Below are 13,470 nucleotides of genomic sequence, written 5' to 3'. Positions count from 1 at the left end.
CGCGAGCCGCTCGTAGTCCGCCATATCCGCCGCAAGGAACTCCCCCCCCCACGAAGCCCCATCCGCCCCGTAGCCCGTCCCGTCGAGCGCAACGCCGAGGACACGCGCCCGCACATCGTGCTCGGCGAGCACCGCCGCAATATGCGCATGATGATGCTGCACAGAGACGAGCGGCAGCCCCTCGCGCGCCGCACGCGTCCGCATATACTGCGTCGAGAGATAGGCGGGATGGAGGTCGGCGGCGAGCAGCGCGGGACGCACCTCGAAAAAGTGCTCATAATGCGCAATCGTCTCCTCGTAAGAGCAGAGCACGGCGTGCTCCATGAGATCACCGATGTGCTCGCTCAGAAAAGCCTCCCACCCGCGCGTCAGGCAAAAGGTATTCTTCAGCTCCGCCCCGCCCGCAAGTACCGATGTCCCCCCATCAAAGGGCAGAGCAAGCGGCGTCGGTGCAAAGCCACGGCTACGGCGCACAATCTGCCGCCCGCCCGCCGTCATGCGCAGGACGGAGTCGTCCACGCGATGTACGATCTCCCGATTGTGCACGAGAATCGCGTCCACAATCCCCGCAAGTCCATGCACGGCAATGTCATCCTCATAGATAATCGGCTCCCCGCTGAGATTTGCGCTCGTCATCACCCAGAGATCGGCAGAATCAAGCAGGAGGAGATGGACGGGCGCATATGGCAGGAGCACGCCGAGGTAGGCGTTCCCCGGCGCGACCTCCTCTGCCGCCGCATCCAAAGCGTCAACGCGCCGACGCAGGAGGACAATCGGCGCGGCAGGTGATGTGAGCCAGCGCTCCTCCTCCGCCGACACCGTGCAGAGCCCCCGCACCGTCTCCATGCTGCCCGCCATCACGGCAAGCGCCTTTGCCTCGCGCCGCTTGCGCCGTCTGAGGCGCGTCACCGCCGCCTCGCTCCGCGCATCGCACGCGAGATGATAGCCTCCGATGCCCTTGACGGCGAGGATGCCGCCGTCCGCAACCACCTGCCGTGCCGCCACGAGCGCATCGCCCGCCGCCTCCTCCCCATCGACAATCAGACGATAGGAGGGACCGCAGACGGCGCACGCATTCGGCTGCGCGTGAAAGCGGCGGTCGGCAGGGTCGTCATACTCCCTTTGACATGCGGGGCACATCTGAAACGGCGCCATTGAGGTCAGCGGGCGGTCATAGGGCACACCGCGAATGATGGAGTAGCGCGGCCCGCAGTTCGTACAGTTCGTAAAGGCGTAGCCGTGCCGCCGATCTGCGGCGGAGAGAATCTCACGCCGACAGTCCGCGCAGACGGCGAGATCGGGCGAGACGAGCGTGCGCGCCGCCGCCCCCTGCGGGCTTTCGAGAATGCGAAAGTCCTCCTCGCCCTGCGGCACAACATCTGTGAACGTGACCGCCGTCACGGATGCGGCAAGCGGCGCCTCACGACGCAGGGCATCCGCAAATGCGTCGAGTGCCGCCGCCGTGCCCTCCGCCTCGATCCCGACACCTGCGCTGTCATTCAGCACCCAGCCGCCAAGACCGTATTGCACTGCGAGCCGATAGACAAAGGGACGAAATCCCACCCCCTGCACAATCCCTGAGACACGAAAGGCGCGCCTTTCCCGCGCGCCCCCGCTTGCGGGGCTCTGCCCCGGCGTCGTATGTCCGCAATCTGTCATGCCGTCTTCCTGCGCCGCACGCTGCGCTCCTTCGGAATGACGCCGAAGCGCACGAGCTCCTCCACCGCGCGATGCGCAAAGTGCGGCAGTGCCGCCGCCATCTCGGGACTGAGCGCCAGCCCCGCCGTCAGCTCATAGGGCTGCATGCCGAGCACGACGACGTTTGGAATTGCACGCCCCGTCACTGTCAGCCACGCGAGCACATCCTGAATCCCGATCTCGTGCGAGGACATCTTTTCCTGAAAATGCGCCATCACCGCATCGTTTTCAAAGCGGTAGACCGTCCCCGGTGCCGCATCGCCCGCGACAGCGTCGAGGATGAGCAGCTTCTCCGTGCCCGTGACGAAATGCAGCAGCTCGGGGCCGAGCGTCCCGCCATCGAGCAGGCGTACCTCCTGCGGAAAGGAGTAGTGCTCCTCCAGATACTCCATCGCGCGCACGCCGAAGCCCTCATCACGCAGGATGATATTGCCGATCCCGAGCACCGTCACGGGTGCGACGGGAACAATCTCGTCATAGATGCTCTTCATTGCCGCTCTCCTTCCTGCGTTTCTTCTCCGCGACCTCGGCGCGCAGCCAGTCGTACCACGCCGTCAGTCCCTCGCCTGTGCGGCACGAGACCGCAAGGACGGGGACGCCGGGATGCAGCGCCGTGATATCCGCGCGCGCCGCCTCCATATCGAAATTCGTATAGGGCAGAATGTCCACCTTGTTCAGCAGCGCGACCGCCGACTCCTTGAAGATCAGCGGGTATTTCAGCGGCTTGTCGTCGCCCTCCGTGATGCTGAGTGCGACCGCCTTCGCGTCCTCACCGAGCGCGAACTCGGCGGGGCAGACGAGGTTGCCCACGTTCTCGATCACGATGAGGTCGAGCGCCGTGAGATCGAGCTTTGCGAGAGCCGCCGCGACCATCGCCGCATCCAGATGACAGCCCCCGCTCGTGTTGATCTGCACAACGGGCGCACCGCAGCGCTCGATGCGTGCCGCGTCCTTCGTCGTGAAGAGGTCGCCCTCAATGACCGCCATGCGCAGCCCCCCGCCGAGCGCCGTAAGCGTCTGCTCGAGCAGCGAGGTCTTGCCGCAGCCGGGCGAGCCGAGGAGGTTCAGCGCATAGATGCCATGCCGTGCAAAGAGCGCCGCGTTCTCCGCCGCCGCCGCCTCGTTTTTCCCGAGGATGTCCGCCTTTACTACTACCTTCATATCCTATTCCATCTCTATATAGTCCACGCGCATCTCGCGCCCGCCGATGATCTCCATGCCGCCGCCGCAGTCGGGGCAGAGGTAGTCCGAGGGTCTCATGTGCCGCTCTCTGCCGCAGTCATGACAGCGCCCCGTCAGGAGAATGCGCTCCCATGTGAGTGCGGCATTCTCTGCAATCGTCCCGCGCTGCACGGAGGAGAACGCAAGGGAAAGCGCCTCCGTCTCCACCCCCGAGAGTTCCCCGAGGAGGAGATGGATGCGCTCGATCCGCTGCGCCGCATGCGTGCGCGCATGAGAGAGGGCAATATCGAGGATGCCCTCGGCAATCGCCATCTCGTGCATATTAGAGCTGCGCCGTGAGCCCGTGCGCGGCAAAGGTACTGATGAGCTGTGTCATCTTCGTCTTTGCCGGGTCATAGTCGACCGTCGTCTCGCCGTCATGCGTATGAATATGCACGTAGAGGACGCCCGGGAGACCGAGGAGCGCCTTCTCCACAGCGGCGGCATTCTCCTCCGTATAGCCCTTCACAAAAAACTGCAAATGCGTCGTGCTCTCTGCGAGCCCGCAGCCACATTCTTTACACATAGTTTACTCCTTGTAGATACAATTATATTTTTTCGTGAGAATATCCCACGCCGTTCAAGGCGCCCCTACCACCGCAAGCGGTCCCCCTCCCCCGTTTCGACGGGGGAGGCTTGGGGACACAGCATTTTAGCTTCCCCTACTCCACATCCCTCGCATCAACAGGCGTGTGGCGCAGCAGCTTCGAGCCTGCGAACATACTTGAGACCTCCGCCTCACCCTCCATGAACTCCGCACGGACGACGAGGTAGAAATGCCCAATCGCGAACAGCATGATCGCCCACGCTGCATAGTGATGCACGAAATGCGACATGAACTCGTTCCCGAGGACATGGTTCACCCAACCGAACAGGATGCCGCCAATCGCCGACGGCTCTGTCATGTAGTACATGGCAAAGCCCGTCAGCACCTCGACCGCCACCATCACATACAGCCCTGCGTATGCTGCGCGCGCCAGAGGGTTGCGCAGGAAGGGGCGATGAGACGTGCGCAGGAAAATGTAGTGCTGCACAACTTCCCACGCATCCAGATAGTACTGCTTTTTCCAGAAATGCGGGAAAAGGCGGTCGCCGCGATTGATGATAAAGCCGTAGATGCGCCCGATGAAGCCCGCACAGAACGCAAACGCCGCAACGAAGTGGATGTTGCGCACGAGATTCATGAGGAGCGGCGTATTCGTCGGCTCGGAGGCGAGGATCACGGGCGGCTTCGTGATGAGAAAGCCCGTGATAAAGAGCACGATGATCGCAATGACCATCAGCCAGTGAAAGATGCGCAGAAAGGGACTGAAGAGGTAATACTCCTGCCGCTGTTCTTTTTTCATGCGGATCGCCCCCTATTCGTCCACGCGCACGCCGGCGTAGGGGTCGGTCGTGACGACGCGGATCTTCTCCCCCTTCGCGTTGAAGAGGTGGGTCGAGCACGCCATGCACGGGTCGAACGAGCGCACCGCCTTCACGATCTCGAGCGGCTTGTCCGCAATCTTCACGGGCGTATCCATCATCGACATCTCGTATGCGCCGTGTCCTGCCGCATCATCGCGCGGGCAGGCGTTCCACGTCGTCGGCACAACCGCCTGATAGTTCGCCACCTTGCCGTCCTTGATGACGACCCAGTGACTGAGCGCACCGCGCGGTGCCTCGTAGAAGCCGACGCCCTTTGCCTCCTTCGGCCAGGTCGAGGGATCCCACTTGTCGTTGTTCACCACGCGCGTGTCGCCGCTCTTGATGTTCGCAACGAGCTTGTCAAAGAAGAACTTGCTGATCTCCGCCTGCAGCTGCGCATCGAGTGCGCGCGCCGCCGTACGGCCGACCGTCGAGGGCAGCCATGCCTCGGGCGGTACGCCGAGCACCTTCGTCACGGCGTCGATCTGATCGACGATCATCTGCTCTGCCCACGTGAGGTCGCCGAGCAGCCCCTGCTTTGCCTTCGTATAGAGAACGATGTAGCGCGCGAGCGGACCGACCTCGCAGAGCTTGCCGCGCCATTTCGGCGTCTTGAGCCACGAGTATTTGCCCTGCTCGTTCAGAGCCTTCCACTCCGTCTTCGTGCCTTCCTTCGGCTCCGTGTAGTGCGGCTTCGTCTCGCCCTCCCACGGATGCAGCCCCTTGCTGTCGCCGCCGCTGTACTCGTACCAGCCGTGCTCGACGCTCTCGCTGATGACCTCGGGATCGGAGACATCCTCCATCTTAAAATCATAGACCTTCGCCTGCATGACGCCGCCCGCAAAGTTCTCCACGACGCCGTTGCAGCGCACGAGCAGATCCTTGAAGAAGTCGCCGTTCGTCGCGCCGGAGAACGGCTCCACGGGGAACATCCCGAAGCCGAGCACGCGCTCCTTCGCGAGACCCCCGCCCGAGACATAGCCCTTCTGCACATAGAGATGCCCGATGGCGAGCACATCCGGCAGATAGTAGTCGTTCATCATGTGGCGCGCGGACTGGATCGAGCGGTCGACGATCGCGAGGCGTGCCGTATTGATCGGGGCGTTGCCGTCCTCCATCGAGATGGAGCAGGGCATGCCGCCGAGGCAGTAGTGCGGATGCGGGTTCTTGCCGCCGAAGACGACGTGCGGCACGACGAGATCGCGCTGCTTGTCCAGCATCTCGAGGTAGTGCGAAATCGCCATGAGATGCACCTCGGGCGGCAGCATCTGATAGTCCGGATGATCCCACCACTGCGCGGAGAAAATGCCGAGCTGGCCGCTCTCCACAATCTTCTGCACCTTCGCCTTGATCGCCGCATAGTACTCGGGATTCGAGACGGGCACGTCGTGCGGATACGCCTCGGTCTCAAGCCCCGCGGGGCCACGGAACGGCAGCCGATAGGTCGCGAGCACCGTGTTCTGGAGCGCTGCCGTCGCCGCAGGATCGGCTTTCAGTGCCTCGAGAGGGCTGACCCAGTCGAGCGCGTGCAGATGGTAGAAATGGATGATATGATCCTGATGTCCAAGGCACGCCGCGATGATGTTGCGGATATAGTGTGCGTTCTTCGGGATCGTGATGCCGAATGCATCCTCCACGGCGCGCAGACAGCCCAGTGCGTGGGACGACGTGCAGACGCCGCAGATGCGCTGGATGTACGCCCACGCATCGCGCGGATCGCGGTCGTTCATGACGAGCTCGAGCCCGCGCCACGCGGTTCCGGAGGAGATGGCATCCGTAACCTTGCCCGTCGCCTCGTCCACCTGGATCTCGACGCGCAGATGTCCCTCAATGCGGGTGATCGGATCGACTACTACGTGTTTCATTCATGCACCTGCTTTCCCTCTTGCTCCAGCTGCTTCTCGTGGCATTTCTTCTGCACGAGGCTCGCGCCCGCGTGCGCCGCAACACCGACCGCCGTCGCGACGGCAAGGCCTGCGCCGACCATGTCGACATCGATGCCGTCATACTCAGGCAGACGTCGCGAAAAAGGTGCATCGTCCCAGAAGTTTGCATTGCTGCAGCCGATACAGGGTGCACCGGACTGGATTGGATAGGACATGCCCTGATACCAGCGCAGATTGCCACAGGAGTTGTAGGTCTCGGGTCCTCTGCACCCGAGATGATAGAGGCACCAGCCCGCCTTTGCGCCCGCATCGTCGAAGCGGTCGGCAAACATGCCTGCGTCGAAGAAGGGACGGCGGTAGCAGGTATCGTGAATGCGGTTGCCGTAGAACTGACGCGGACGCCCCTCCGCATCGAGTGGGGGCAGCGTGCCGAAGAGTGCGACGTGCATGACGACGCCCGTCATGACCTCGGCGATCGGCGGGCAACCGGGCACAGCAATATAGGGCTTCGCGCCGATGAAGGCGCGGATGCCCTTGGACTCGGTTGGATTCGGCGCTGCAGCCTGAATGCCGCCCGCCGTCGCGCACGTGCCGTAGGCGATGACCGCCTTTGCCCCCTCGGCGACACGCCTCAGCGTATGCGAGAAGGGATGCCCGCCCGACATGCAGGTATACTCGTGCGCGCCCGACGCGACCGCGCCCTCGACCGCGAGAATGTACTCCCCGTGGTACTTTTTGATCGTGGTCTCGAGGTGCTCCTCGAACGGCTCACCGCAGCCCGCACTCAGAACATGGCTGTACTCGAGCGCGATGCTGTTCAGCACCAGATCGGATGCAAGCGGCGCACCCGAGCGGATGAAGGACTCATCGCAGCCCGTGCACTCGTGCCCATGCAGCCAGATCACGACCGGCAGCGGCTTCGTCTCTGCCGCCTCGACGACCTTCGTCATCATGTCCGTGCTGAGTCCCATCAGCGAGGTGAGCGTCACGCAGCCCTTGAGGAAACTGCGCCGACTCATGCCCTTCGCGAGATAGGCCTCCCACAAGCTCTCCCTCTTACTCACATGAATCCTCCTAACAAATACACAGGCGTCCTTTTGGGCGCTTTATTGAGAATAATTACTTCTTTTTCCCAAAAAAATATTTATCATTATACACCCTATCGGGTGAAAAAGATATACAATTTTCTCTATTCGCGAAACTAATTTTATGTTCGCCTCTTGCACGCAAAAAAGACTGTCCCCCGCACCAAAGGTACGACGAACAGCCCTCAAAATCGTCATGTAATAGAGCGCACCGAAAAGACACCGCGCCTGACTCTGCGATTGGCAATTCTGTCGCTTCCTTTTCAATGGGGAGGCTCTGCCTCCGAGGGGAAGGCTCCCGCATTTCTGCGTGAACCCTGTGCGCGTCTTGCGTGTGATCGCTCAGCGCAGGCGCGATATCATAGGCAACCGTCTGCCCTTAGACATCTTTGCTCGGAAACGTGGAAGACGTCTGCAAAACACCCTCCCGCATATTTAATTGTGCATTAATTCTAACAGGAATTTTGCACCCTGTCAATATGCGACATTTATTCTCAGGATATCATCAGTTTATTTCTTGTATTTCAGCTTCTTCGCCGCCTTCTTCACGGCATCGCGCTCCTTCTCCGCCATGGTGTGCGGGCGGATCTCGGCGGCGTGTCCGTCGCGGTCGCCGTCCGTGATGACCGTGTTCTCGCCGTCAAAGGCGATGATCTCATAGGTGCGGATCGTGTTCTTTTTGAGATCCAGCACGCGCCGTTGGAGGGTGTAGGCGAGTTTTTCATACGCATCGTCGTGCATGGCCTTGATGAACTGCGCGCGCCCAAAGTCGTTGTAGAGGATGAGCTGCCAGTAGGAAATCGTGCCGTCCTCGTTCCGCTGCATCATCGAGCGGTCGAAGAACCAGCCGCGCCGCTCGTCGCCCTCGATGAAGACCCAGTCGCCGCCCTTGAGCGTCACGGCGCCGATCGCGGTCAAATCGCCGTATGCGCCTGCGTCATAGGAGGCATCAACATTCGCCAAAAGCGGCTCATCCGTACCGTAGCCATGTCCCATTTCCTCGGCGGCAGGCTCCTGCTTTATGTCCGCGGTATTCGCATCGCCAGCCTCATAGGGCATGGGGATGATCTTGCCGTTCTCATCGCGCACATCGAGAGACTCATCGCCGAGCTCGTCCATCTCCTCGTCGAGGGCGGACTCCTCTTGTGCGGGCGCAGGTGTCTCCGCCTTCGCCTCTGCGGCGGCGGGCGCGTGCCCCTCCTCCGCCGTCATCACCTCATGGATGTCCTTCTTCTCCGCACTCTCCCCATAGGCGGGGAGGAGGAAAATACCTGCGGCAAGCAGGAAATGAATTGCTTTCATTGTGTTCCTTCCTTATAAATACCCTGCGGGGTTGACAGGCTGACCATTGACGCGCACCTCGTAGTGGAGATGGGGACCCGTGGAGTAGCCCGTGGAGCCGACGTAGGCGATCACCTGTCCGCGCCGCACCGTCTGCCCCGGCGTCACAGCGACAGCGGAGGCGTGCCCGTAGCGCGTCATGATCCCATCGCCGTGGTCGATATCGACCATGTTGCCGTAGCCACTGCCGTCCCAGCCCGCCGCTGTTACAACGCCGTCTGCGGTTGCGACGATGGGCGTGCCCGTCTCGGCGGCGATGTCGATGCCCTGATGGAACTCCGTGCCGTTAAAGCGCAGGCCGTAGGGCGAGCTGACGTAGCCCGATGTCGGCCAAATGGAGGGCACGGTATGCGCTCCGTCATCCGATGCGTAGGCACCCGCCCCCGGGAAGTTCGCACGCATCGTCTGCGCGAGCAGATCAAGCGAGGAGCGGCGTGCGATCATACGTGCCTCAATCATCTCAAGCGCCTCACCGAGCTCCGCCGTCGTGAGATCATGCGGCGCACCGCCCGTGGACGCTGCCGGCTGCTCCTGCACGGGTGTCACCGCGTCCGCTGCGGCGGGCGGTGCACCGACGAGGGCGCGCAGTCCGTCCTCGGAGCGGTGAAGGTTGTCGAGATCCTGCTGAAGCGCAGCCGCCTTTTTCGACACCTGCAGGATCTGCTCCTGCTGAATGCGGTTCGCCTCGCGCAGCTGTGCCGTCTCCGCCTCATGCACCTGTCCGTTCATGAGTGTGTAGATGGAGAGCACGGATGCCGCAGCGAGGACAGCGATCGCTGCTCCTGCCCCGACGGCGATCATGCGTAGCGAGCCGAGGGAGAGCTTCACCGTGCGTGTCACGTCTTCCTCATTGTCGATGAATTGGATTTTATAGCGTTTTTGCTGTTCTTCGTTCAAGTTCTTCTCCTGTATGATGGTTGATTTCTGCTTCCCTATCCTATCCGAAAAAAATGAAAACCTGCTGAGTGCCAGCAGGTTTTTACTTTCTGGTTCTATGATGACTGTTACGGAATACCCCCGTGCGCACTCCACGCAAACGCTTAGTTACGCAAGCGGTCGGACACTTATCTGCCTAAATACCTGCGGACTTCTTAAACGCGCGCTGCGCGCTTGGACGAAAGAAATCCGCAGGGGGCAGAACGTGTCCTCGTTTCCGCTTGCTCCACTAGGGTTTGCTTAGGAGCATCGCACGGGTCGGTTTCCAATGTTCCGTAACAGATGTCAAAGAACCTACTTTTCAATACTGAATCGGCAACGGCTGTGCCATCGCCTCCCGCAACACGCCCTTTTCCTCGTCCGTGAGCGGGTACTCCGAGGAGCCGTTCTTGATCGGCTTGATGTAGCTGCGCGAGTCCGCACGCGCAAAGATGCTCGAGAAGATGACGCCGTCGTTGTTCGCGTCGAGCATGGCGACAGCATAGCTGAGGTCGCCGCCCATGTCCTCAAATGCACGGAAGCGCACCATGGCAGTGCGGACGAGGGTTTTGCGGAGAAATTGACGGATGAGTTCGTTTTCCTCAAGGATGTGCGCATTCGTCGCGGCGACCTGCTCGACCTCGTGGATGTGCTGTATGAGCATGCCCTCGATGTCTTCGGTCTCCGAGCCGCGCATCATCTCGCGGTAGCGCGCCCGCATGGTCGAGAGGCGCACCATCGTGTAGACGACGAGGATCAACAGTACCAGAATCAGCAGCATGGAGGCGAGCAGAAGCGCCGCCTCATGTGATGCAATATAGCTAACAAGATTGTTCAGAAACAATGCTTTTTCCCTTCTTCCCTACGTTTCTCGGCAGTTTTAGAATTACTCCCTGCGTATTCCACGGCTATATTCACACGGTGAAGCCCTGTGTGGAGATGGCACGCAGCGCCGCGCGCTTGTCCTCCTTCGCCGCGCCGTCCGTGCCCATGAGCAGTCCCAGCAGGCGCTCGAGGTCATCCGCAGAGAAATAGCTGATCTCGAGGCGTCCCTTGCCCTGCTCACGCCCCTCTTGTATGCGGACTTTCGTCCCAAGGCTGCGTGTGAGACGTTCCTCTGCCTCGCGCACGAAGATGTCCGGGGTGCGTTTGGGCGGAGCGGATTCTGCCGCCTTTTTAAGAGCGTTCGGATCTTTGACGAGACGCTTCACAAGTGCCTCCGCACCGCGCGCCGAGAGCTCGTGCTCCTGGATGTACTCCGCCGCCTCGCGTTGGAGTGCCGCACTGCCGAGGGTGAGGAGGGGGCGCACCTGCCCCATCGTAAGGACACCGTTTGCGACAAATGCCTGTACCTCGTCGGCGAGACGCAGGAGGCGGACGCTGTTCGCAATCGCCGAGCGACTGCGTGCGACACGTCGTGCGAGCTCCTCCTGCGAGAGGCGGAACTCCGTGAGGAGGCGTTCGTAGGCGTGCGCCTCCTCGATGGGGTTCAGATCCTCGCGCTGGATGTTCTCGATGAGTGCCATCTCCGCCAGCTCCGCGTCGGATGCCGTGCGAAAGACGACGGGGACGGTCGTGAGTCCCGCGAGGCGTGCCGCGCGCAGGCGGCGCTCGCCCGCGATGAGCTCGTATTTCCCGCCGCCAATATCGCGCACAGAGAGGGGCTGAAGAATGCCATGGCGCACAATGGATTCGCGCAGTTCCTCGAGTGCAGCTTCATCGAATTCACGGCGCGGCTGGAAGCGGTTCGGGACGATTGCATCCACGGGCAGCTCTGCGGGTTTTCCCGTCTGTGCCGCAGGTTCCACCGTCTCCGGAGGGACGGGCTGTTCTGCCGGTTTTGGCGCGCCCGCAAGGGCGTTTTTCCCAAGTCCAAGCGCACCGAGCCCGCGCCCGAGTCCGCCTGTCTTAGCTTTCTTCACGCTTCATGACCTCCCTTGCCAGTGCGATATAGCTCTCTGCGCCGCGCGACGTGATATCATAGGAGGTGATCGGCTGCCCGAAGGACGGTGCCTCCGAGAGGCGCACGTTGCGCGGAATCAGGGTCTCGTAGAGCGCCGCGCCAAAGACATTTTTCACCTCATCGACGACCTGCGTCGCAATGCGCGTGCGGCTGTCGTACATGGTCATGACAACCCCCTGCACAGTGAGCGCAGGGTTTGCACTCTCCTGCACGAGGCCGATCGTGTTCATCAGCTGTGCCACGCCCTCGAGTGCGTAGAACTCGCACTGGATCGGGATGAGGACGGCGTGCGCCGCCGCGAGTGCGTTCAGCGTGAGGAAGCCGAGGGAGGGCGGGCAGTCGATGAAGATGTAGTCGTAGTCGTGCTCCACCACGGTGAGCGCGTCCCTGAGGCGCGTCTCCCGCCGCTCCATCCCCGCCAGTTCCACCTCCGCCCCCGCGAGCTCGACGCTGGCGGGCAGGACATCCACGCGGTAGTCCGATGTAACGATGGACTCCCGCAGACTGCGCCCCTCGATCAGGACGCGATAGGTCGTGGACATGAGCATATTCTTGTCGATGCCGAAGCCGCTCGTTGCGTTCCCCTGCGGGTCGATGTCAACGAGCAGGACGCGGCGCTTTGCGCGTGCGACAGCGGCGGCGAGGTTGACGGCTGTGGTCGTCTTGCCGACGCCGCCCTTCTGGCTGGCAATCGCTATGATCTTTGCCACGGGATCATCCTTTCTGCGGGCGTTGGAAGGTGTAAAAATGAAGAAATCTTGCTTTCCCCATCCGAGACGGAGGAGGCTTTGGATTACGGAATATCAGCTTCCCCCGTCGCTACGGGGGAAGTGGCGAACGCAGTGAGCCGATAGGGGCGCCAGCAGCCTATACGCATTTTTGACAATAGAAAGCCTATATGCCCAAAGCGCCCCTTCCACCGCTTGCTGACCTGTCCAAGAAGCAAGCCCATAGGGCGCAGCTGATTGGGAAACAGGTCGTATGCGAAAACGTCCCAAGAACACGAGCGTTAGCGACGTGTGATTGGTTGACGTTGACCGCTCGCGGTTCCCCTCCCCCGTGCCGCACGGGGAAGGCTTTGGATTACGGCATATTAGCTTCCCCCGGCACAGTGGAGAAGGTCCATAGTCTACCAAACAGGAAACAGAACAGCTCTCAGAACAGCACCTTTGCGAGGTGGAGGTAGTCGGAGTCGAGCTTCTTCTTGTTGTTCACGGCATCGTAGAGGTTGACGGAGACAACATGCCCCTTGCTGTAGCCAAAGACAACGCCCGAGAGCCCCGAGATAAGTGCAAGCGCCGCCTGCTCGCCAAGCTGACTTGCGCGCACACGGTCGATCACCGTCGGTGAACCGCCGCGCTGGATGTGTCCGAGGACGGAGACACGCGTCTCGATATCCGTATTCTTTGCGATGTAGTCGCAGACCTCCTGCCCGCTTGCCGCACCCTCGGCGACAACAATGAGGATATAGCGTTTCCCGCGGTCATAGGCTTTCATCAGATCCTCAGTGATCTGTGCGAGGTCATACTCCTCCTCGGGCACGAGGATGTACTCCGCACCGCCCGAGATGCCCGCAACGAGTGCAAGCCAGCCGCAGTTGCGCCCCATGACCTCGAGGACGATGACGCGGCGATGCGCCGATGCCGTATCACGCAGTTTGTTGATGGCGTCGATGATCGTGTTCGCCGCTGTGTCGCAGCCAATCGTATAGTCCATACCCCAGACATCGTTGTCGATCGTGCCCGGCAGGCCGACGATGGGGAAGCCGTACTCCTCCGAAAGCAGCTGTGCGCCGCGCAGGGAACCGTCTCCGCCAATCACGCAGAGTCCCTCGATGCCGCGCTTGATGAGGTTCTCATGTCCGAGGCGGCGTCCCTCGGGCGTCTGCCAGCGCTTGCAGCGCGCCGTGCCGAGGAATGTACCGCCGCGCTGGATGATGTCGCCCACATCCTTG

General features: G+C 61.6%; 14 protein-coding genes and 1 riboswitch. All 14 genes read right to left on the bottom strand.

Annotated elements, in window-relative coordinates; genetic code table 11:
* Positions 1-1,659, bottom strand: a 1,659-nt coding sequence (gene hypF, locus AXF19_RS04260; RefSeq protein ID WP_066850045.1) for a carbamoyltransferase HypF, incomplete at its 3' end; no start/stop codon positions are given.
* Positions 1,656-2,189, bottom strand: coding sequence for a HyaD/HybD family hydrogenase maturation endopeptidase (locus AXF19_RS04255; protein WP_066845509.1), 534 nt, complete (start codon positions 2,187-2,189; stop codon positions 1,656-1,658). The genes AXF19_RS04255 and hypF, both read right to left, overlap by 4 nt.
* A complete protein-coding gene (gene hypB, locus AXF19_RS04250) occupies positions 2,173-2,859 on the bottom strand; it encodes a hydrogenase nickel incorporation protein HypB (RefSeq protein WP_066845507.1) in 687 nt (228 codons plus the stop codon). Before hypB ends, AXF19_RS04255 begins: the two co-directional genes overlap by 17 nt.
* Positions 2,860-2,862: 3 nt before the next feature.
* Positions 2,863-3,201 carry a hydrogenase maturation nickel metallochaperone HypA gene (hypA, locus tag AXF19_RS04245; RefSeq protein WP_066845504.1) on the bottom strand — a complete coding sequence of 113 codons (339 nt, stop codon included), beginning with the start codon at positions 3,199-3,201 and terminating at the stop codon, positions 2,863-2,865.
* A gap of 1 nt (position 3,202) precedes the next feature.
* Complete coding sequence (locus AXF19_RS04240; protein WP_066845501.1) at positions 3,203-3,445, bottom strand: heavy-metal-associated domain-containing protein; 243 nt, start codon at positions 3,443-3,445, stop codon at positions 3,203-3,205.
* 136 nt (positions 3,446-3,581) lie between these two features.
* The gene (cybH, locus tag AXF19_RS04235) at positions 3,582-4,265 is read right to left on the bottom strand and encodes a Ni/Fe-hydrogenase, b-type cytochrome subunit (RefSeq protein ID WP_066845498.1); all 684 of its coding nucleotides are present in this window, start codon (positions 4,263-4,265) and stop codon (positions 3,582-3,584) included.
* A 12-nt stretch (positions 4,266-4,277) separates the two neighbouring features.
* Positions 4,278-6,191 (bottom strand): nickel-dependent hydrogenase large subunit, encoded by a 1,914-nt coding sequence (locus AXF19_RS04230; protein WP_066845495.1) that lies wholly within the window; start codon positions 6,189-6,191, stop codon positions 4,278-4,280.
* Positions 6,188-7,276, bottom strand: a complete 1,089-nt coding sequence (locus tag AXF19_RS04225; RefSeq protein WP_066845492.1) for a hydrogenase small subunit — start codon at positions 7,274-7,276, stop codon at positions 6,188-6,190. Before AXF19_RS04225 ends, AXF19_RS04230 begins: the two co-directional genes overlap by 4 nt.
* A gap of 261 nt (positions 7,277-7,537) precedes the next feature.
* Positions 7,538-7,708: riboswitch (molybdenum cofactor riboswitch) on the bottom strand.
* A gap of 99 nt (positions 7,709-7,807) precedes the next feature.
* Positions 7,808-8,599: a hypothetical protein gene (locus AXF19_RS04220; protein WP_066845490.1), complete on the bottom strand. Its 792-nt coding sequence runs from the start codon at positions 8,597-8,599 to the stop codon at positions 7,808-7,810.
* Positions 8,600-8,611: 12 nt separating this feature from the next.
* Positions 8,612-9,535 (bottom strand): M23 family metallopeptidase, encoded by a 924-nt coding sequence (locus AXF19_RS04215; protein ID WP_066845488.1) that lies wholly within the window; start codon positions 9,533-9,535, stop codon positions 8,612-8,614.
* A gap of 340 nt (positions 9,536-9,875) precedes the next feature.
* On the bottom strand, positions 9,876-10,397 hold the full coding sequence (locus tag AXF19_RS04210; RefSeq protein ID WP_066845486.1) for a DUF4446 family protein: 522 nt from the start codon (positions 10,395-10,397) through the stop codon (positions 9,876-9,878).
* A 70-nt stretch (positions 10,398-10,467) separates the two neighbouring features.
* On the bottom strand, positions 10,468-11,475 hold the full coding sequence (locus AXF19_RS04205) for a ParB/RepB/Spo0J family partition protein (RefSeq protein ID WP_066845483.1): 1,008 nt from the start codon (positions 11,473-11,475) through the stop codon (positions 10,468-10,470).
* Entirely contained in the window at positions 11,462-12,226 is a 765-nt protein-coding gene (locus tag AXF19_RS04200; RefSeq protein WP_066845480.1) for a ParA family protein, read from the bottom strand. Before AXF19_RS04200 ends, AXF19_RS04205 begins: the two co-directional genes overlap by 14 nt.
* Before the next feature lie 445 nt (positions 12,227-12,671).
* Positions 12,672-13,470: ATP-dependent 6-phosphofructokinase (locus AXF19_RS04195; RefSeq protein WP_237141691.1), on the bottom strand; the 799-nt coding region annotated here is incomplete at its 5' end.

It is taken from the genome of Selenomonas sp. oral taxon 126 (assembly GCF_001683335.1).
GTDB lineage: Bacteria > Bacillota > Negativicutes > Selenomonadales > Selenomonadaceae > Centipeda.
This window is presented reverse-complemented; position numbering and strand designations above follow the sequence as displayed.